Source organism: Klebsiella sp. B345 (assembly GCF_051131735.1).
Classification (GTDB): domain Bacteria; phylum Pseudomonadota; class Gammaproteobacteria; order Enterobacterales; family Enterobacteriaceae; genus Klebsiella.
In genome coordinates this window covers 4,004,832-4,023,505 of sequence record NZ_CP180443.1, presented here as the reverse complement: position 1 = coordinate 4,023,505, position 18,674 = coordinate 4,004,832, and the positions used below count along the sequence as shown (strand labels likewise).

15 protein-coding genes are annotated in these 18,674 nt (G+C 52.1%); 8 read left to right on the top strand and 7 right to left on the bottom strand.

Translation table 11 applies throughout. The features are described from left to right. Nucleotides 1-20: 20 nt before the first annotated feature. Nucleotides 21-872 (bottom strand): aldo/keto reductase, encoded by an 852-nt coding sequence (locus tag ACMYSO_RS18880; RefSeq protein WP_434666749.1) that lies wholly within the window; start codon nucleotides 870-872, stop codon nucleotides 21-23. 345 nt (nucleotides 873-1,217) lie between these two features. On the opposite strand from ACMYSO_RS18880, the gene ACMYSO_RS18875 reads away from it, so the two are divergent. Both ACMYSO_RS18875 and ACMYSO_RS18870 read left to right on the top strand, forming a co-directional pair. After that, a complete protein-coding gene (locus ACMYSO_RS18875; RefSeq protein ID WP_434666746.1) occupies nucleotides 1,218-1,622 on the top strand; it encodes a hypothetical protein in 405 nt (134 codons plus the stop codon). After that, nucleotides 1,619-2,785, top strand: a complete 1,167-nt coding sequence (locus ACMYSO_RS18870) for a cell envelope biogenesis protein TolA (RefSeq protein ID WP_434666743.1) — start codon at nucleotides 1,619-1,621, stop codon at nucleotides 2,783-2,785. The genes ACMYSO_RS18875 and ACMYSO_RS18870 overlap by 4 nt, the downstream gene beginning before the upstream one ends. A 23-nt stretch (nucleotides 2,786-2,808) precedes the next feature. On the opposite strand, the gene ACMYSO_RS18865 is transcribed toward ACMYSO_RS18870, so the two are convergent. Both ACMYSO_RS18865 and ACMYSO_RS18860 read right to left on the bottom strand, forming a co-directional pair. Continuing rightward, a complete protein-coding gene (locus ACMYSO_RS18865) occupies nucleotides 2,809-4,275 on the bottom strand; it encodes a heavy metal sensor histidine kinase (RefSeq protein WP_434666740.1) in 1,467 nt (488 codons plus the stop codon). A gap of 15 nt (nucleotides 4,276-4,290) precedes the next feature. Then, nucleotides 4,291-4,980, bottom strand: coding sequence for a heavy metal response regulator transcription factor (locus ACMYSO_RS18860; protein WP_434586257.1), 690 nt, complete (start codon nucleotides 4,978-4,980; stop codon nucleotides 4,291-4,293). A gap of 372 nt (nucleotides 4,981-5,352) precedes the next feature. On the opposite strand from ACMYSO_RS18860, the gene ACMYSO_RS18855 reads away from it, so the two are divergent. Continuing rightward, nucleotides 5,353-6,402 carry a LacI family DNA-binding transcriptional regulator gene (locus ACMYSO_RS18855; protein ID WP_434666736.1) on the top strand — a complete coding sequence of 350 codons (1,050 nt, stop codon included), beginning with the start codon at nucleotides 5,353-5,355 and terminating at the stop codon, nucleotides 6,400-6,402. Between the two features lie 45 nt (nucleotides 6,403-6,447). On the opposite strand, the gene ACMYSO_RS18850 is transcribed toward ACMYSO_RS18855, so the two are convergent. The 4 genes from ACMYSO_RS18850 to ACMYSO_RS18835 form a co-directional block, all read right to left on the bottom strand. Beyond that, nucleotides 6,448-6,867, bottom strand: a complete 420-nt coding sequence (locus tag ACMYSO_RS18850) for an RbsD/FucU family protein (RefSeq protein WP_434666733.1) — start codon at nucleotides 6,865-6,867, stop codon at nucleotides 6,448-6,450. A gap of 103 nt (nucleotides 6,868-6,970) precedes the next feature. Further along, nucleotides 6,971-7,735 carry an SDR family NAD(P)-dependent oxidoreductase gene (locus ACMYSO_RS18845; RefSeq protein WP_434666730.1) on the bottom strand — a complete coding sequence of 255 codons (765 nt, stop codon included), beginning with the start codon at nucleotides 7,733-7,735 and terminating at the stop codon, nucleotides 6,971-6,973. 138 nt (nucleotides 7,736-7,873) lie between these two features. After that, nucleotides 7,874-9,748, bottom strand: a complete 1,875-nt coding sequence (locus ACMYSO_RS18840) for a TRAP transporter large permease (protein ID WP_434666727.1) — start codon at nucleotides 9,746-9,748, stop codon at nucleotides 7,874-7,876. 74 nt (nucleotides 9,749-9,822) lie between these two features. Then, nucleotides 9,823-10,779 (bottom strand): TRAP transporter substrate-binding protein, encoded by a 957-nt coding sequence (locus tag ACMYSO_RS18835; protein ID WP_434666725.1) that lies wholly within the window; start codon nucleotides 10,777-10,779, stop codon nucleotides 9,823-9,825. Nucleotides 10,780-11,376: 597 nt separating this feature from the next. On the opposite strand from ACMYSO_RS18835, the gene gabD reads away from it, so the two are divergent. The 5 genes from gabD to ACMYSO_RS18810 all read left to right on the top strand — a co-directional run bounded on the left by gabD (nucleotide 11,377) and on the right by ACMYSO_RS18810 (nucleotide 18,674). After that, a complete protein-coding gene (gene gabD / locus ACMYSO_RS18830) occupies nucleotides 11,377-12,825 on the top strand; it encodes an NADP-dependent succinate-semialdehyde dehydrogenase (RefSeq protein ID WP_434666722.1) in 1,449 nt (482 codons plus the stop codon). A 529-nt stretch (nucleotides 12,826-13,354) separates the two neighbouring features. Then, nucleotides 13,355-14,758 carry an undecaprenyl-phosphate glucose phosphotransferase gene (locus ACMYSO_RS18825; RefSeq protein WP_434666720.1) on the top strand — a complete coding sequence of 468 codons (1,404 nt, stop codon included), beginning with the start codon at nucleotides 13,355-13,357 and terminating at the stop codon, nucleotides 14,756-14,758. Further along, on the top strand, nucleotides 14,748-16,034 hold the full coding sequence (locus tag ACMYSO_RS18820) for an outer membrane beta-barrel protein (protein WP_434666718.1): 1,287 nt from the start codon (nucleotides 14,748-14,750) through the stop codon (nucleotides 16,032-16,034). Before ACMYSO_RS18825 ends, ACMYSO_RS18820 begins: the two co-directional genes overlap by 11 nt. Continuing rightward, nucleotides 16,031-16,585, top strand: coding sequence for a polysaccharide biosynthesis/export family protein (locus tag ACMYSO_RS18815; protein ID WP_434666716.1), 555 nt, complete (start codon nucleotides 16,031-16,033; stop codon nucleotides 16,583-16,585). Before ACMYSO_RS18820 ends, ACMYSO_RS18815 begins: the two co-directional genes overlap by 4 nt. Nucleotide 16,586: 1 nt before the next feature. Then, entirely contained in the window at nucleotides 16,587-18,674 is a 2,088-nt protein-coding gene (locus ACMYSO_RS18810) for a GumC family protein (RefSeq protein WP_434666714.1), read from the top strand.

The following is an 18,674-nucleotide window of genomic DNA, read 5'->3' as shown; positions in this document are numbered from 1 at the left end:
AGGTTCCTCTTTTATTAGATTTAGACGTCGAGTTTGCGGCCGGTCAGCCACTCCACCATCGCCGGATCGCGATGCGAGAAGAAGGCGCTGGTGGCGGTATCCAGAGCGGTAATGTGCACCATGTCTTCCGGGCTCAGCTCAAAATCGAGGATATTGATATTCTCTTCCATCCGCGCTTTACGCACGGATTTCGCCAGCGAGACAATGCCACGCTGGTAGATCCAACGTAAAACGACCTGACCGACGCTTTTGCCATATTTTTCCCCGATCGCCGTCAATACCGGATGCTGGAACAGTCCATTTCGCCCTTCGGCAAAAGGCGCCCATGCTTCAGGTTGAATACCGCGGCTCTGCATCCACGGCGCCGCCTGCAGCTGCTGGTGGAACGGGTTAACTTCAATTTGGTTGACCGCCGGTACCACCTGATTAAAGGCCATCAGGTCCGCGAGCCTGTCCGGGTGAAAATTACTCACGCCAATGGCGCGGATTTTCCCGGCTTGCTGCAGCTCTTCCATCGCCCGCCATGCCCCGTGCACGTCGCTGTATGGCTGGTGAATCAGATACAGGTCGACATAATCCAGCTGCAGGCGGTTCAGTGAACGTTCAAACTGTGCCTTCGCCCCTTCATAGCTGGTGTCCTGGAGCCACAGTTTAGTGGTGACAAAAAGCTCATCACGCGCAATGCCGCTCTGCCGGAGCGCATTCCCCACCTGGGTTTCATTCTGATAGGAGGCGGCGGTATCAATCAGGCGATAGCCGGTATCAAGGGCATCCAGCACGGCACGCTCGCACTCTGCGGCATCCGTCATCTGGAAGACACCAAAGCCCAGCAGGGGCATCTCAATACCATTATTCAGTTTTACCGTTTGCATGACGTTATCCTTCAGCTGTTGTGTGAGAGAAGCATAACGCAGAGTGATTTATTCGATTAGATAGCGGAATGAACTAGGGTTTATTAGATGTATTCATTAATCCGGCAGGAGTCTGCCGCCCGCCCGCTGACGCGTTCCGGCCGCACACCTGGCGTGGGGAATATCAGGATAATAACGTTATTGTATTTCGCCAGGATGATTCTCACTATTTGGTTAAAAAAACAACCTTTGAAGTGCTTAATCTGAATTAAGGTAAAAGCAAACCAGCATCGTTGTGAGTTAAAATTCTTTCTGCTAGTGTCGATAAATATAACTTATCAAATAGTGTTTATTATGGTGGGAATCATGACAAGGAATAACCTGTTGGCGTTAGTTTGTATTTCCGTGGGTGTATTACAGGGCTGTGCCAATATAAAAAAAACAGACAGCGCGTTAATCAACGCGCCTGCCACGCAAAAAGAACAACCGGCCCAATTACCCGCTCTGCAGCAGTGTATCCAGGATGCCGATGCATTGGTTAAGTTAGATAAAAAATTCCAGAAAGACTCCAGTGAGCTGTATGGTTTAATTAACGATGCGAAATTCTATGCTTCGGTCTCAGGGCAAACATCGGCCAGCGTGAAATCAACCATCACCCCGCTGTTTGAATACAAGATCAACGATAAATGTAATAGTATTTCGCAGAAGCTAATAAAAGAATTTGAAAGTCGTGCGAAAAAAGCCGATCTCAATGACGGGACCGCCAGATGATCCACCGTCCGGGGATACTGAAAACATACCAGCGTCGCCCGCTGACGCTTGCCGTTGTGCTCTCTACCCTTTTTGTTTTCCCCCCTGCGCATTCTGCGGGGGAAGACTTCCTCGAAAATATTTCTAAACTCGAGATCCAGCATCCACCGCCCTCAGATAGCGGAGCGGCAGAATCGCCCGCGGGCCAGCAGCGGCCGGGAGGCGGCAGTACAACCAGAAAACAAGCCTCTCAGAAGCCAGCCCCCGTCAGAAAGGCCGCCGGCCAGGGCAGTAAAGCAGATAATACGATAGCGGCTCTGCGTCAACAGAATGCCGAACTGAGTGCCGCAGTCAAAGCGGCAGAGAAAAGGCGTGACGAGACCACCCGCACGCTAACGGCGCAGATCGCCGCGCTGGAATCCCGAAGCACGGCGCCTGACGGTAGCCAGAACGAAAAGCTGAACGCGCTGAGTATAAAGAATACAGAACTGACAACCGCCGCTGAAGCCGCGAAAAAGAAACACGATGCTGCGGTTGCCGCATTAACCGATAAAAATAAGATGTTACAGTCAGCCCTCGACCGAGTGGCGGTAAAAGACGACAAGCTCAACCTTGCAGATAAAAACAATAAAAACGCCTATGCCTTAGGGGTTTTCTATCTGACCCAGGCCTTATCGGCAATGGAAAAAATGACCGATAACGGGATCAAGCTCGCCCCAGCGGCATTGGTCTTTGGATTTAACGATGCCTACCATCAAAAACTGAAAATAAAAGAGAGTGAGATTGAAAAAACCGTTAACGCCCTGAATGACCAGATGTCGGCAAAGATTGTTGATATCGATAATAAAATCATGGCGAAAATAAAGAATAAAAAATACGAAATCTTGCCGAACGGCGTCTATTTTGTGGTGGATAAGAAAGGTAAGGAAAAATACAAGCCTGACGAGTTGCTGTCCATGAATATTCTGGAGAAGAAACTAGACGGTACGCCGATATTAAACAGCATGAACTCCAGCATGGTGTATGACAAACAAACCGATCCGCTGATGGATAAAGTCCTGTCGTCCGGCTTTAAAGGCGGCACAGTCACGCTGTATGGCCAGGCGGGTTCACTCTATAACCCGCCGCCGGAGGCGATTCACCCCACCACATTAATATCGATCACCTTTGAGCTGCTGCCATAGCAGCTCAACACTTCTGCCGGTTGTCAGGCAGAGGTATGCCGGGCAATAGCGTCGGCAGGCTCCGGTACCGCGGAGATATCCGAATAGGGCACGCGGTTTCGCACTGCATCAGGGTTCGGCAACATCGCAAAGGTGATCCCAAAGGTATTGATGCCCCCTTCACTACGGGCAAACACGTCCCCGCGATGCATAATCGCCACCGCTCGCACGATCGAGAGGCCAAGACCGTGGTGGGTATCACTTTTCGCCCGTGAGGAATCGACCCGGTAAAAACGCTCAAACAGGCGGTGCAAATGCCCGGGCTCAATCTGTTCGCCGGGGTTCGACACCGCCACGCAGGCCCGATCGTCCTGTTCGCTGAGCCTGACGGTCACCGTGCCGTGTGGCGGAGAGTGTCGGGCGCTGTTCTCCAGCAAATTTGCCAGCGAACGGTGAAACAGGCGGCGGTCTATATGCGCAATCGCCTCGCCTTCAACCTCCAGCGAAAGCTGCTTTTCAGCAAATGAAGGCTCGACATACTCAGCGGTTTTCAGGGTTTCTTCACGCAGGGAGACGCGGGTCAGCTGCGAGGCATGTTCACCCGCATGAGCATGCGACAAAAACAGCATATCGTTGACGATGGAGGCCATGCGTTCAAGTTCCTCCAGGTTGGATCCCAGCAGCTCTTCCAGCTCTTCAGGCGAACGCCGCCGCGACAGCCCCAACTGGGTCTGACCGATCAGATTGGTCAGCGGCGTGCGCAATTCGTGGGCTACATCAGCATTAAAACTTTCGAGCTGCCGCCAGGCAATTTCCTGGCGCTCAAGCACGCCATTAAAGGATGAGGCCAGCGGCTGGAGCTCTACTGGTAATGCTTCGGTATCCAGGCGTTGACCATGGTCTCCCGGCACCAGATGCCGTGCCTGATGGCTTAACGCCCCCACCGGCCGCAGGCCAATTCGGCTTGCCGCATAGCCCAGCACGGCGACAATCAACACCCCCAACACGGTAATAATCAGCAGCGTATGGGTAAAGGCATTGAGCGTGCCCATATAAGGCGTGGAATCAATAGCGACGACGTAGCGCAGAGCAGGCCGTTCGCCGTTGGCGGGAATGGTTTTCACCAGCAGGAACAATGAGCAGGCGTTATCCGTCGCTCCGGGCACGGTGTTGAAGCCCTCTTTCAGCGACGCCCACTGCACCCCGACCGGCGGGGTGCCGCCCACGCTAAAGCGGGGGTCATCGCTGACGATCCAGTAGCGCACCCGCTCGCCTTCCGAACTGGCAAGCACGGTAAATTTATTGGCCAGCGTCGACCAGCCGTCCGCCGACGTTCGCGCGGTGATCCACGGGCTCATCAGGGATTCGCGAAAATGCAGCTCGTTATGCATCTGCCGTCGTAAAGAGTCATGCAGCGAACTTCTCAGCAAAATGCCGATGGCCGCGACAATCAGTAAGGCGGATAACGCAAACATCAACGCCATATGGACGGAGATAGAACGCCTGGACATGCTTAACTCCTGTGCTTAACTCTGCGGTTCTGCCCTGACTTCAAGGACATACCCCATGCCGCGAACGGTATGCAGCAGTTTGACATCGAACGGTGCATCGACCTTGGCGCGCAGCCGCTTGATGGCCACTTCCACCACGTTGGCATCGCTGTCGAAGTTCATATCCCAGACCTGCTCGGCAATCATCATTTTGGATAAAATCTCGCCCTGATGGCGCGCCAGCAGGCTCAGTAAAGAGAACTCCTTCGCCGTCAGCTCCAGACGGACTCCGGCACGAAATACCCGGCGGGCCAGCAGGTCGAGCTGCAAATCGTGAATGTGCAGCTGCGTGATATCGGCGCCATCCGTGGCACGCCGGCGTACCAGCGCCTGAATGCGGGCCACCAGTTCAATCAGCGAAAACGGTTTGGGGAGATAATCATCCGCTCCCAGCCGCAGCCCTTTAACCCGCTCGTCGACGGCGCCGCGGGCGGAAAGCATCAGGACCGGCGTCTGTTTGCTGGCCCGAATGCCTTCCAGCACCCGATAGCCGTCCATGCCGGGCAGCATGACGTCGAGGATGATCGCGTCATAATCAAATTCCAGTGCGTAATGCAGACCCTCTGCACCATCCGCGGAGACATCAACCGTAAAGCCTGACTCACCCAGTGCGCGATTGAGGTAACTCGATGTTTTTTCTTCATCTTCAACTAATAACAAGCGCATCTTATTCCCTCTCGTTGAGTCCAGCCCGAGAACACAAGCAATGTTAACGTTTCACACCCGTCATCTGGCTGACATTTTTCTGACATTCCTGTCAGGAATGTGTTTCTGAATTATAGTAACCCGGAGATAACGGTGGATAATCCCCAGGATTGGGATAAGGACTATGAGCAGGATTCATAAATGCCGTTAATGCCGGGTTCAGGTGAAGATCGCAATCGCATTGACAGCGCCAACTGTAACGTTACACTAAACCGTTATTGTTGATGATCCCCCCGATAAGAAAGCGATGTTGGATGAGGTTTGCAGAGGTCATATAAAAAGGCCGCAGACGATCGTTAGTCAGCCACTCACCCATTGCTACAAAGGAGATGTATGGCAAACATTCGCGATGTCGCTAAACATGCTGGCGTGTCCGTTAGTACCGTATCCAATGTCCTCAATGGTCGCACCGATCAGATGCGCGAGGAGACCCTGACGCGCATTCAGCAAAGCATGCAAACGCTGAATTACTTCCCCAATCGTGTCGCCCAGCAACTGAAAACTGGCCAGGCCAAAATGATCGGGCTGCTGGTTCCCTCCATCGTTAACCCCAGCTTCGCCTCGCTGGTGAGGGAGGTTGATCTGGCGGCTAAAAAGCGGCTCTATCGTGTGCTGATCGGCAACACCTATCGCCAGATTGAAGAGGAAGAAGCCTTTCTGGAAGACATGTTCGCCCATGGCGTGCGCGGCATTATTGTCGCCGCCGGTGATATTGAAAAGCCGCACTTCGTCCGCGCCGCCGAGCAGGGAATGATCATGGTCAACTACGACGGTCGAATGCCGGTAAACGCCGCTTCCGGCGGCCTGGCACTCGACAGCGTCTCCATGGATAACATCGAGGCCGGCCGTTTAGCGACAGAGCATCTGATTGCCCGTGGCTGTCGGCGCCTGATCTTCGCCACCGCAGCCGGGATGACCCCCAGCCGCGCCCATAAAATCGAAGGTTTTCTCAGCGCAGTACAGCACCATGGCATATTTCGTGAAGGGATGATTATCGAAGAGCAGACGATAGCAGCCTACGGCGATACGGAAATGACCGAACTCGGCCGCTCGCTGGCGCAAAAGATCTGCCGCCTGTCGCCCTGCCCTGACGGCATCGTGGCGATCAATGACGCGCTCGGTATTGGACTGATGGCCGGCCTGCATGAAGCCGGAGTGAGCGTACCGGGTCAGATATCCATTATCGGTATCGACAACATCCCGCTCTCGGGGCTGGTTTATCCCGGATTGAGTTCGGTGATGCCTCCGCTGGGTGACATGGCGGAGGTCATGGTGAAACGGCTGATTGAGCGAACCGAAAACCCGTCGCTTGCGGCGCAGGAGTTTCTGTTTACGCCTTCGCTGGTGTGCCGTCAGTCGGTACGCGATGCAACCGAAGGCTAAAGCACGCGCTTCAGCCGGGTCGGTGGCGGGAGAGTCGCCCCGCCATCACAACAGCGTCGGACCGACGGTGAGCAGAATATTAGCAAAGCGGCGGGTCTCGCCGGAGGCGATCACCAGCAGAGTATCCGACGATTTTGCCAGTGCGTAAAACGCATCGCGGGCCACATATTCCGGTTCGGTCATTTCAGAAAGCAGGCTGCTATATTCGCTGGCAATTGTATTCTCAAAATCATCCGGGCTGGACATCAGCAGCGCTTTTTCAACGTTAATATAACCGAGTATTTTTTGTAAAATCACTACGCTGCCAATTAACCCCGGAGAAAAGTTAAGATAAATGATTTGTGCCCGTGGTGATGAATTGGTTAATAGTGAATAATTCGCATCGGCAATAAGAATATTGGCTTTATGGCCACATAGGGCCAGCGCCTGAAGTAGCTCCGGGTGAATAATGTCTGACTTAATCATTAATCGGTGTCCTTAGTTCATAGCCTGTCCATGTCCAAACTGACTGCAACAATATACGCCTGGAAGGATAAGCTCTTCGGCGGGATATTCCCGCCCCTCGAAGTTATGCCCGATAAATACCGCCGTTAATATCAAGCGTGGCGCCAGAAATAAAACCATCGTATTCGGAGGCGAGGAAACAGATCGCCCGCGAAACATCTTCCGGCGTACCGGCTCTTCCCAACGGGATCTCTTCGACAGTACGGTCAGCCGAGGCCTGGGTGGTATGCTGGTTATGAAAACGCGTGCCCAGAATCAGCCCCGGCGCCACGGCATTGACCCGAATGCCAAACTCACCCAGTTCGGCGGCAAGCGAGCGGGTCCACGTCAGTACCGCCCCTTTGGTCATAGAGTACACCAGCGAGCCAGAGTGCCCGCCGGAACGCCCGGCTAACGAGGCCAGATTCACGATGCTCGCGCCATCCGTTGCCTCTTTTAGCCACGGCAACGCCTGTTGCGTCACATTGAGCATCGTGGTCATGTTGACATCAATTACGGTGCGCCAGAACTGCGGGTCAATCTCCCCGAGCCATTTGCGGGCAATAATCCCGCCGACGTTATTTACCAAGATATCAATCCCGCCTAAAAATTCCGCCGCTTCGGTAACGCACCGTGCCGCATCCTCTTCCCTGGTTAAATCCGCGTAGCCGCAGGTCGCCTTACCTCCGCGCTGCTGCGCAAGGGCTATTAATTCTCTGGGACCTTCTTCACCACTGAAGTAGTGAATATAGATATCACACCCGGCTTCAATCAGTCTTTTTGCGGTCTCTTTACCAATACCTTGCTCAGCACCGGTAATAAACACTTTTTTTCCTGTTAATGTTCCCATTGTCTTCTCCTTTAATTAAGAATAAAGCGCCACCAGCACATAATATTTATCGCCGGTAGAAACTAAGCATGTCGATATGCCAGAACATTTCTTCAACGGTATTTAATTAGGTCCCCTCTGAAAAAAATAATGTCAAAATTAATAACCGGCCAGTCCCGGCAACCATGTTGTTAACGGGGGTACCATGGCCACGATAATAATGCCGATGAATACCACCGCCAGATATTTCGCCATTGGCCGGATAACATGTTTCATCTCCACGCCGCATATCGCGCAAGTGGTATAAAGACCGAGCCCGATAGGCGGGGAAAAGAGACCGAACCCCATTGCCATGATCATAATGATGCCGAAATGCAGCGGACTGAAGCCCAACTGTACGGCGATCGGCACCAGAATCGGCGCAAAGATAATCAGTGCCGGCGCCCCTTCCAGAACCGCACCAAAAATAACCAGAATAACGATGGTTAATAGCAGGAACAGCCAGGCCCCCTGCTCAACCCCGATGCTCACCAGTAATTCGGCTATTTGCTGCGGGATCATCTGTATCGTCAGCGCATACGAAAGGCTGGTGGCGCAGGCAACGATAAACAGCAGTACGCCAGACATGGCGGCGATATCGATGAACATTTTCACCGTGGCTTTGAACGTCAGTTCCCGAAAGGCAAGACGGCCGACGACAATGGCGTAAATCACCGCAAAGGCTGAAATTTCTGTCGAGGTGGCAATCCCCATCATTACGCCGCGGCCAATCATAAAGATCATCACCAGCCCAACGGCGGCGCCAAGATAGAGTTGTGTGCGTGGCCGTAACACCGGGTACGCTTCACTGACGTTAATTTTGCCGCCAAAGCGGTTGGCTGCGATCATCAGCAGCACCAGCAAACAAGCTGCGGGCACCAGGCCGGCGATAAATAGCGCGCCGATAGAGATGTTCGCCACAAAGCCCATCACGATCAGGTTCACACAAGGAGGGATCGTTTCGGCCATCACTGCCGAGGCGGCGAACACTCCCGCGGCCTCTTCACCATCCTGCTTAGCCCGACGTACCGCCGGCATCAGCACTCCACCAACCGCTGCCACATCCGCCAGCTTAGAGCCGGAGATCCCGGAAAAGAAGGCCATCGACAGCACGGTCGTCATGTTCAGCCCACCACGAAAGCGCCCCATCCCGCGAACGATAAGTTCAACGAGGCGCGTCGACATCCCGTTAATCTCCATGGCGGCGCCGGCAAGCAGGAAGAACGGAATCGCCAACAGAACAAAGTGGTCCACCCCCGCGGCAACCTGCTGGGAGAAAAAGACAAACGGGAGTGACGGATCGCAGATAAAGAACACCATGGCAGACAGGCCGAGGGTAAACGCAATCGGCACCCCCGCCAGAATACCGAGCACAAAACAGATGAGCATCAACCCCGCTGCCGCACTTGCGGGATCGGCCATCAACGAGAGTTTCATATAGCCGATGGCGGCCAGAACCACGATGCCCAGGCCACTTAACAGCACAACCCGAATGGACTCACGTAGAGCAAGTTCCAGTGCTGCCACCATCATCACCAGCGAGCCTATCAATACCGGAACGACGTAGATGGTCTGCGGTAATCCCGTCTCGGTGGTTTGCAGCCGCGCAGCCTGCACCAGGTCATAGCTGGAAATGACTAATCCGACCGCGACCAGAAACAAGATCCAGCGGCTGGCATGGACGACGTAGGGACGAACCCGCTCCGGCAGATAGCGCAGGAACAGATCGACGCCAATATGACCGCCTTTCGCCGTTGACGTGGCGACCCCAAAAAACACCAGCGCAATCATCAGTGCACGGGCCACTTCTTCAGCCCAGTGAATGGGCGAGTGCAACGCATAGCGCCAGATAACGGATGCAAACACCACCAGCACATTGATAAACAGCACCAGCGCCCCAGCCCAGGCCGTCAGGGTGGTTAAAAACCGGCTCAGTTTACCCAACAGCGCAAGGGCAACGCACTCTTCCTTTGCTTTAATAGAGATATCAGCCATGTTGAGTCCTCTCCACAAGGTTGCTAACCTCACCGCTTACCCCAGCCGTCACACCGCCGGGCAAGCGGTGCCGATCATGACGGGTCTTGTGCCGTCGCGGTAATTTCATCAACGATGGGCTTCATCTCCGGGTACTGGTCGAGGAAGGCCTGCCACACGGGCTGCACCTGCTGATAGAAGTACTGACGATCGGTTTCGCGGAAGGTCACCCCTTTCGCTTCGAGATTCTTGATGGCTTCCTGCTCTTTTTTACCTGCTTGCTGGCGCTCGTAGTCCGTCGCCTCTTTTGCTGCCGCCAGCACCTCCGCGCGCAGCTCCTGCGGGATTTGCTCAAAGCTCTTTTTATTCATCGCTATCATCAGTGGATTGTAGCTATGGCGGGTCAGCGTACCGTTTTTGACGATTTCATAATATTTGCTGGCATAAATCGTCGGGGCATCATGCTCTACACCATCAATCACCCCCATTTGCAAACTGGAATAGACTTCACCTCCAGGCATCGGGATCGCCACCGCCCCCATATGATTCAGCGTGGCGATAAAATTAGGCACCGGCAGGACCCGAATTTTGAGATTTTTTAAATCCTCAGGCTTTTCAATCACCTTTTTCGTATAAATGTTGCGTGCGCCCAGATTAAAGCCATAACCAAGTACCATCACATTGGCTTTATCCATCATGAGTGCCGAGAGTTTCTCCCCGGCTTTACCATCCAGCGCTTGCCCTACCTGGTTGTAATCTTTAAATAAATACCCGAGATCCAGTACCCCCATTTCAGGCACCAGCGTGGCCCAAATAGAGGTGCCGGAAATCATCATATTAATTGCGCCGATACGAACCTGCTGAGTGGCATCCGCCTCTTTTCCCAGCATGCCGTTAGCAAAATAGTTGAGCTTAATTTGGCCTTTCAATTTCGCATTATTGTTAAGGTTTTCCTGAAAGCGGCTGAACCAAATGTAGTGCGCTGAGGATTCATCCGCCGGGAGCGAAGAGTAAACGCGGAAGTTGAGCGCCGCATGAGCCAGGGTACTCACCGTACTCCCGACAAGCAGGGCTGAACTTAAACAGGCCAATGCAAAAATACGTCTGGCCGAACAAAACTGTTTCATTTTCATCATTGTTATCCTTTCACAAACCGTAGGGGTGTCTGTTGCACCTTTGGGCCTCGCTAAATCGCCAGGGTCTTCAGTCATAACCGGAATAAAAACTTCTTCTGTAACGTTTTAGTGTAACGTTACAGAACGTATCGATCCGGCCAGATAAAAGCAAGTTGCTTACCGGCTTGTACGTGCACAACGTGTGAATTTTGTGGCGGGCATCGCGAATTTAGCTGCTGGCTTTGCAGCGCAAAAGTCTGGCCGCCGCTGTTTAGTCACTGTTTAGAGCCTGTCCCCGTAAGTGAAATTGTTGCAGCCAGTTTGGCCACATACAGCATGAAGCAACCGGAGCGTACGGCAGTACGTAAGGATGGAGAGCACAGCCCGGGTTCAAAACAGCAAATAAAATAGCCTAATGGGCCAGGCTCTTAGTCGATGCCGTCCCTTCGTCTCAGGCGTCTACACTTAACAGAGAAGGGAGTGACTAACGAACCACTCGCTTTCCCGTTAAACGCTCTGAAACAGGACATCATCATGCAATTGAATGACCAGGATTTGTTTCGCCAACAGGCCTTTATCAATGGAGAGTGGCGCGATGCCACCAGCGGCGATGTGATTACCGTAACGAACCCCGCCAATGGTGAAGCGTTGGGTTCAGTCCCGAAAATGGCGACCGGAGAGACCCGTGACGCCATCCTTGCTGCCAGTCGTGCCCTTCCCGCCTGGCGCCAGCTCACCGCCAAAGAGCGCGCGACGATCCTGCGCCGCTGGTTCGATTTAATCATGGCGCACCAGGACGATCTGGCGCGTCTTATGACGCTGGAGCAAGGTAAGCCGCTGGCGGAAGCCAAAGGTGAAATTGCTTACGCCGCCTCCTTTATCGAATGGTTTGCCGAAGAGGGTAAACGGATCTATGGCGACACCATTCCCGGCCATCAGGCGGATAAACGCCTGATCGTCATCAAGCAGCCGATCGGCGTGACCGCCGCGATCACCCCCTGGAATTTCCCGGCGGCGATGATCACCCGCAAGGCCGGTCCGGCGCTGGCGGCTGGCTGTACGATGGTGCTCAAACCCGCGAGTCAGACCCCCTTCTCCGCGCTGGCACTGGCCGAACTGGCGACCCGCGCCGGGATCCCGGACGGGGTGTTTAACGTGGTGACCGGCTCCGCCAGCGCCATCGGCAACGAGCTGACCGGCAACCCGCTGGTACGTAAACTGACGTTTACCGGCTCCACCGACATCGGCCGTCAGCTTATGGCTCAGTGCGCCCAGGACATTAAAAAAGTCTCGCTCGAGCTGGGCGGCAACGCGCCGTTTATCGTATTTGATGATGCCGATCTCGATAAAGCGGTCGAAGGCGCAATGGCCTCCAAGTTCCGCAACGCCGGGCAGACCTGCGTCTGCGCCAATCGCCTGTACGTGCAGGATGGGGTGTATGAGCAATTTGCCGAGAAGCTACAGCAGGCAGTGAACAAGTTGCAGCCCGGCGACGGTCTGCAGGACGGGGTGACGACCGGGCCGCTGATCGATGAGAAAGCGGTGGCCAAGGTGCAGGAACATATCGCCGATGCCGTTGCAAAAGGCGCCCGGATTATCACCGGCGGCAAAGTGCATGCGCTGGGCGGAAACTTTTTCCAGCCAACCATTCTGGCCGATGTTCCCGACAGTGCAAAAGTGGCAAAAGAAGAGACCTTCGGCCCGCTGGCGCCGCTGTTCCGCTTCAAAGACGAAGCGGAAGTGATCCACCAGGCCAACGATACCGAATTTGGCCTGGCCGCCTATTTCTATGCCCGTGACCTGAGCCGCGTCTTCCGCGTCGGCGAAGCGCTGGAGTACGGGATCGTCGGCATCAATACCGGCCTTATCTCCAACGAAGTGGCCCCCTTTGGCGGAGTCAAAGCCTCCGGCCTGGGGCGTGAAGGCTCGAAATACGGCATTGAGGATTATTTAGAAATCAAATACATGTGTATTAGCCTGTAAAGCAGGCCTTGTTTAACACTATATCTATGGCCCAAAACGTGTTATTTGCCATCACGCTTTGGGCCTTTTTATGCCGTTGAATCGACGCCACCAGGGAACGTTGCAGCTAATTCGGTTGTAAATAATATTCATTAACCATTAACCATTAACCATTAACCATGCAAACAGAGAGGTTATTTTTTAGCAGAACCATATATGACTGCTTCAGCGGGCTCCATGAAATATTGACGTAATAACCTAAATAATAACCCGTGATTATTAGCAGACGATAACTTTCACCACAAAATGACAGGAGAATATTAGCGCTTATAATTTACAGTCATAGCAACGTTCATTCACATTAAATTTACAGCATTTTATTATTACATCATATTAAATTTAAACCACCATCTATTCGACATGATAAAAACTATACGCTATAATGATAGATGCTCATTGTTCATTAAAAATGCAAATGATTATCGGGCATCATGCACAATTTTAGAGCATACATTATTTTGTTTAATTAACTCTATTAAACGAGAGAAAAATGGCAGATAGTAAGATTAAAATTTATAATGCTCGATATAGCAAGTTGATGAAGCTACTGGATTTTTTTACTGTAAACATTTTGGTGTTCATCTACTTAAAGTATTTTCATGTTGAACAATCAACGGCATCAGTCCTGCTTGGAATTATCTATTCGCTAATATTTATTCGTGGCAATGAATATTTTCATCTTTACACCAATCAGTTTAGAGAGCATTTATTCACCAAGTCACTCTGCCTGTTTTTTAGCTTGTGCATAAGCAGCATCCTGTCTTTTTCTTTTTTCACGCTTGCCGAGAACCTGTTCAATAAACACTCGATACCAAATCTACTTTTGTTGGTTGAAGGCGTGATTCAATGTTCACTCATTATCTTTGTATTCGTTCTGGTTATCAGGTTAATTATCCGGCGTTTTCTTAACAGAAAAAAAATCAAAGTCGCGATCCTCGGCATCACCCCTGCTGGGTTAGCCATCGAGCATGCGCTGTTAAATGAGTTCACCAAAGACGGGATTGAAATCAGCTATTTTGAAGACCGAAATAATCAGCGCGATAGCCGGTTCATCAACATTGAACAGAAAGGCAATTCACGCGATTTACTCGCGCTTGCCAAAGCTGACGAGATTGACGAAATCTACATTGCGCTGCCGATGATCGCACAACAACGTATCCGGGAGTTCCTTAACCAGTTTTCTGACACCACCGTTGATGTGTTTCTGGTCCCTGACCTGTTCTCCTACAGCTCGCATATTTCCCAGCTTCGAATGTTCGGGAATATCCAGACCATCAGTATCTTCACCTCACCATTTGATGGTGAAGGCGCACTGCTAAAACGTATTGAAGATATCATTCTGGGGGCCTTCTTTACCCTGGTCAGTTTGCCTGCCATGTTGCTTGTCGCCATCGGTGTCAAACTCACCTCGCCAGGCCCTGTGTTGTTTAAGCAAAATCGCTACGGCCTAAATGGTAAGCAGATTCAGGTCTGGAAATTCAGAACCATGCGGGTAATGGAAAACAGTGAAGTGGTCAAACAGGCCACCAGAGGCGATCCGCGCATTACCCGTTTTGGAGCATTTTTGCGTCGTACCTCGCTCGATGAACTGCCCCAGTTTATCAATGTGCTGCAGGGACAAATGTCGATTGTAGGGCCTCGTCCCCACGCCGTGGCACACAATGAAGAGTATCGCGGTCTGGTTGATAATTATATGATTCGCCACAAAGTGAAACCTGGCATTACGGGTCTGGCGCAGATACATGGCTTCCGCGGCGAAACCGACACTTTAGATAAGATGGAAAGTCGCATTCACTACGACCTGAAATATATTCAGTCATGGTCGTTATTTCTGGATCTCAAAATTATTTTCCTGACCTTCTTCCGCGGGTTTGTGGGTAAAAATGCGTTTTAGACTCTATCTTCTGGCTGGTCTTTTGTATATACCCTGCGTTTATGCTGACCTGCAGGCAAAACCACATACGGGTGTGGCCGGCATCGATTTCGAAAGCCAGGTGGGCTATGACGTGGGTTACAACGACAACGTGACCTGGCAGCGGGCGAGTGACAATAAAATTGCCTCTGGTTATCAAAACATTAAACCCATCTTTAAAGCGATTGGGCAGCGTTATGAAGATCGCTATCTGCTGATGTACTCCGGTGACTATCGTAACTACACCAGCGATAGCGCAGATAACCGCAGCAACCATTTCTTCATGTTCAATGGCAACTGGCGCTATGGCCGGATGCACGGACTGTCGCTAGACCTGAATGAGACCCTGGGCCACGAAGAACGCGGTCTGGATACGACGCTGGGATTTTTGCCAGAGCAGTTTAAAGAGTTTGGCATTAACAAACCGCTGAGTACGCGCTTTTTCAACAGCGAACTACGCTACAGCTACGGCGCCCCTGAGGGGCGCGGCAAGGCGGAACTGGCGTTACTCTATAAGCAATTGCGCTTTCGCGATCTTTCGAACGTACAGGCTGCCGATGCGGACTTTTATTACTATATGCGCGACCAGGAATGGCATGAGAACAGCCTGGTTGCCGAGATTTTTGATCAGAAAGCAAAGACGCTGCGCTATCGCTACAGCTTCATTACCAACCAACGCCGCTATGAGCTGAATCCGTTAAAAGATACCAATGAATACTATCTGCTGGTCGGGATGAAAAACCGCCTTTCAGGTAAAACCGAGATTAATGGCAACGTAGCCTGGTTGTACAAAGATTTTATCCATAACCCTGATTCTCAGGGATTTAATGGACTAAACTGGGACATTAACGCTGACTGGAAACCTCTTGAGCAGATAAAACTCAATCTACACAGTTCACAGCGCATAAAGGACCCTTCTGACTCAGGCGGCTATATCCTGGTCTCGAATTTCGGTCTGGGTTATGAGCATCACTGGCTGGTGGATCGTTTTTCAACCCTGGTCGATTATTCCTACATTACCGAAGACTATAAACATCAATCAAATGGGCGAAAAGATCAGTCAAACCTTCTGTCGCTAACCTTTAATTATGATTATCGTCCATCCATCAATTTTAAGCTGAAGCTGCAATGGAACACGATGCACTCCAATAAAGATACGGACGTTTTTTATATCGGCCCGGACTACGATCACGCAGTCGAACGCACCCTCGGCTACAACGACTCGGCTATTATTTTTATGACGCAGGTACAGATATGATCCTTACAAGCAGGAAACTGGCAATGATTCCTCTGCTGGCATGGTTGCTGACAGGCTGCTCGACACCGCCACAAACGGTCAGAAACCCGCCTGATGCCGTCTATCATTTGGATCAAGGTGATGAAGTGAACATTACCGTATCAGGTGAACAGGATCTGACCATGCGCGTGAAAATCGATAACAGCGGCAATATCGAATATCCCTACATTGGTTCCCTGACGCTAAAGGGGAAAACCCCCGAACAGGTCAGTAAAGAAATTGCCGACAAACTGCGTGGCAGCTATCTGCAGGCCCCGATGGTGACCGTTAGCATTGCCGAATACCGTAAGATTTACCTGCTCGGCGAAGTCAAAAAACCCGACGGTTACGCCTGGGAGCCCGGCTTAACTGCCGAAAAAGCCATTGCCCTGGCCGGCGGTTTCACCGACCGCGCCGATCGCCATGACATCCGAATTCGCCAGGTACGCAGCGGTAAGCTGCTGGAGAATGTCGCCGCCGACTCCGCCATTCAGGCCGGAGATACCATTATTATTGGAATGAGCTTCTTCTGATATGGCAATTTCATTAGTAGAAAATGGGAAGAAGAAAGAAGGTGTTATCGACTTTGCACCCTATTTCAACAAAATTAAGCACAAGCTTATCTGGTGTATCCTGGTGGTCATTCTCGCGGGAGTCGCAGCATTTATCCTGACGCGCTTTATGTCGTCCAGCTATACGGCAACAGCGACAGTGCTGTTTAAAGCCCAGGCCCAGGATGTGTCGCCGCTGCCGCGACTGGAAAACTACGATTCCACCCGCAGCGATTACTACGAAACAAAGTACGCCTTAATGCAGTCGCGGGTTGTGCTTGAATCCGCCGTCAGAACCCTGAAGCTCGATCAGGACGCCGAGTTTAACGGAGGTAACAACCTTGATGAGGCGACGAGAGTCAACAATGCGATTCGCGCGTTGCAAAAAGAGATCACAATTTCTGGCGTAAGAACCACCCAGTTAGTCGCGGTTTCGATGGAAGCAAAATCGGCAGAGAAAGCGGCGGTCATCGCCAACGGTGTGGCTCAGGCCTTCATCGACTACAGTCTGCAGCTGAAGCAAAAAGCCTTGCTTCAGGCCCAGGGCTGGAACGAAAAAATGATGGATGACCTGAAAAACAAGATGGCGCAGCAAAAAGCGGACATCGATGATTACCTGAAAAAGAACGGGTTGTTAACGTTTCGCAGCATGGATGGTTATGAAACCGAGCAACTCGGCATCACCATTAATCATCTTGCCGATGCCACCCAGCGCCGCCTGAAGGCCCAAACCATCTGGGATAAAGTGCGTCGTCAGCAAGGTAAACCGCCGGAAGAAATCATTTCGCTGCCGGATATCTCCGGTCATCCACAGATTCAGGATTTGCGCATTGCCTTGACGCAAACGCGCCGTAACTTATCGGAAGCAGCTAAGCACTACGGTCCGAATCATCCCAAATATCGCCAGGCGCAGGCACAGCTACAGACCGTCAATAGCCAGATAGGTCAGGTACTGGGAGAGCTGTTAAACGGTTTGCGCCAGCAATACCAGATCGCCCTGGATGATGAGCAGCACTATCAGCAGATGCTTAACGCGCAAAAGGGCAACTTCCAGCAACTGGCGGCTAAACGCGATAAATACAACACCATGACAACGGAGCTGAATAAAACCGAGGAGTTGTATAAGTCGTTGTATCAGCGTGCCAATGAGCAAAAGCTGTCCGAGCAGTTTTCCGTTCCGGACGAGGTTATTTACGATGCGGCCGTACCGCCTGAAGTCCCGTCGAAACCTAATCGTGGATTGTTAATCGTGATGGTCGCCATGATGACGCTGGCCCTGTACGTCATGTACCTGATCATCAGTACCGCCCTCGATAAAAGGGTCAACAACATCAGTGAACTGAAAAGCAAAGCCGCCCTGGATGCCAGCGGTGAATTCCCGCTATTGCCCCATCAGGAGAGCGCAAAAACTACGTTCCAGAACGTGCTGTATGCCGACATGCTCCACAGCCTGCGCCTGGCGTTACTGAACAAAACGGCGCTCCCGAGCAGCATTTTGCTTACCGCTGTGCACTCGCAATCCGGCAATAGCCTGATGGCAGAGCTGCTGGCCTGGTCTGCCAGTAAAGCCGGTAAAACTCTGCTTATCGATCTGGATTATCTCACCGACTCCGGGTTATCCAGCCGCTGGCCTCAACATAAAGCAGGGTTTAGCCAATACCTCAACGGACAGTGTTCTGTCGAACAGGCGGTCATTGGCTTAGGCGATAATCTGGACCTGATGCCGCGCGGCGAGCTTAGTGATTCATCGTTGTTGTTGCTGACGTCAACGCAGTTACCTGCCCTCCTGAAGTCACTGCAGCAGACGTATTCGATGATCATCATCGATACGCCATCCCTCAGCCAGGCACAGGACAGCCTACTGCTGGCTCCGCATGTTGATATCGCGTTGCTGGTGGTTAAAGCCGCAGAACAGGCCGGACAGATTCGTGATGCTGATAGCCGACTCCGTGCGGCTGGCGATCTTCGCGTGACCAGCATTCTCAACCAGGTGACGGAAGATAATCTGAAGACTCAGGAAGGCCAACGTCTGACTGAACGTGATATGCGCGAACTCATTTCACCGAAATAG

What these genes read in the sequence shown, in the direction of transcription:
- ACMYSO_RS18880 (WP_434666749.1), bottom strand. Translation starts at nt 872, where the DNA reads ATGCAAACGGTAAAACTGAATAATGGTATTGAGATGCCCCTGCTGGGC.
- ACMYSO_RS18875 (WP_434666746.1), top strand. Translation starts at nt 1,218, where the DNA reads ATGACAAGGAATAACCTGTTGGCGTTAGTTTGTATTTCCGTGGGTGTA.
- ACMYSO_RS18870 (WP_434666743.1), top strand. Translation starts at nt 1,619, where the DNA reads ATGATCCACCGTCCGGGGATACTGAAAACATACCAGCGTCGCCCGCTG.
- ACMYSO_RS18865 (WP_434666740.1), bottom strand. Translation starts at nt 4,275, where the DNA reads ATGTCCAGGCGTTCTATCTCCGTCCATATGGCGTTGATGTTTGCGTTA.
- ACMYSO_RS18860 (WP_434586257.1), bottom strand. Translation starts at nt 4,980, where the DNA reads ATGCGCTTGTTATTAGTTGAAGATGAAGAAAAAACATCGAGTTACCTC.
- ACMYSO_RS18855 (WP_434666736.1), top strand. Translation starts at nt 5,353, where the DNA reads ATGGCAAACATTCGCGATGTCGCTAAACATGCTGGCGTGTCCGTTAGT.
- ACMYSO_RS18850 (WP_434666733.1), bottom strand. Translation starts at nt 6,867, where the DNA reads ATGATTAAGTCAGACATTATTCACCCGGAGCTACTTCAGGCGCTGGCC.
- ACMYSO_RS18845 (WP_434666730.1), bottom strand. Translation starts at nt 7,735, where the DNA reads ATGGGAACATTAACAGGAAAAAAAGTGTTTATTACCGGTGCTGAGCAA.
- ACMYSO_RS18840 (WP_434666727.1), bottom strand. Translation starts at nt 9,748, where the DNA reads ATGGCTGATATCTCTATTAAAGCAAAGGAAGAGTGCGTTGCCCTTGCG.
- gabD (WP_434666722.1), top strand. Translation starts at nt 11,377, where the DNA reads ATGCAATTGAATGACCAGGATTTGTTTCGCCAACAGGCCTTTATCAAT.
- ACMYSO_RS18825 (WP_434666720.1), top strand. Translation starts at nt 13,355, where the DNA reads ATGGCAGATAGTAAGATTAAAATTTATAATGCTCGATATAGCAAGTTG.
- ACMYSO_RS18820 (WP_434666718.1), top strand. Translation starts at nt 14,748, where the DNA reads ATGCGTTTTAGACTCTATCTTCTGGCTGGTCTTTTGTATATACCCTGC.
- ACMYSO_RS18815 (WP_434666716.1), top strand. Translation starts at nt 16,031, where the DNA reads ATGATCCTTACAAGCAGGAAACTGGCAATGATTCCTCTGCTGGCATGG.
- ACMYSO_RS18810 (WP_434666714.1), top strand. Translation starts at nt 16,587, where the DNA reads ATGGCAATTTCATTAGTAGAAAATGGGAAGAAGAAAGAAGGTGTTATC.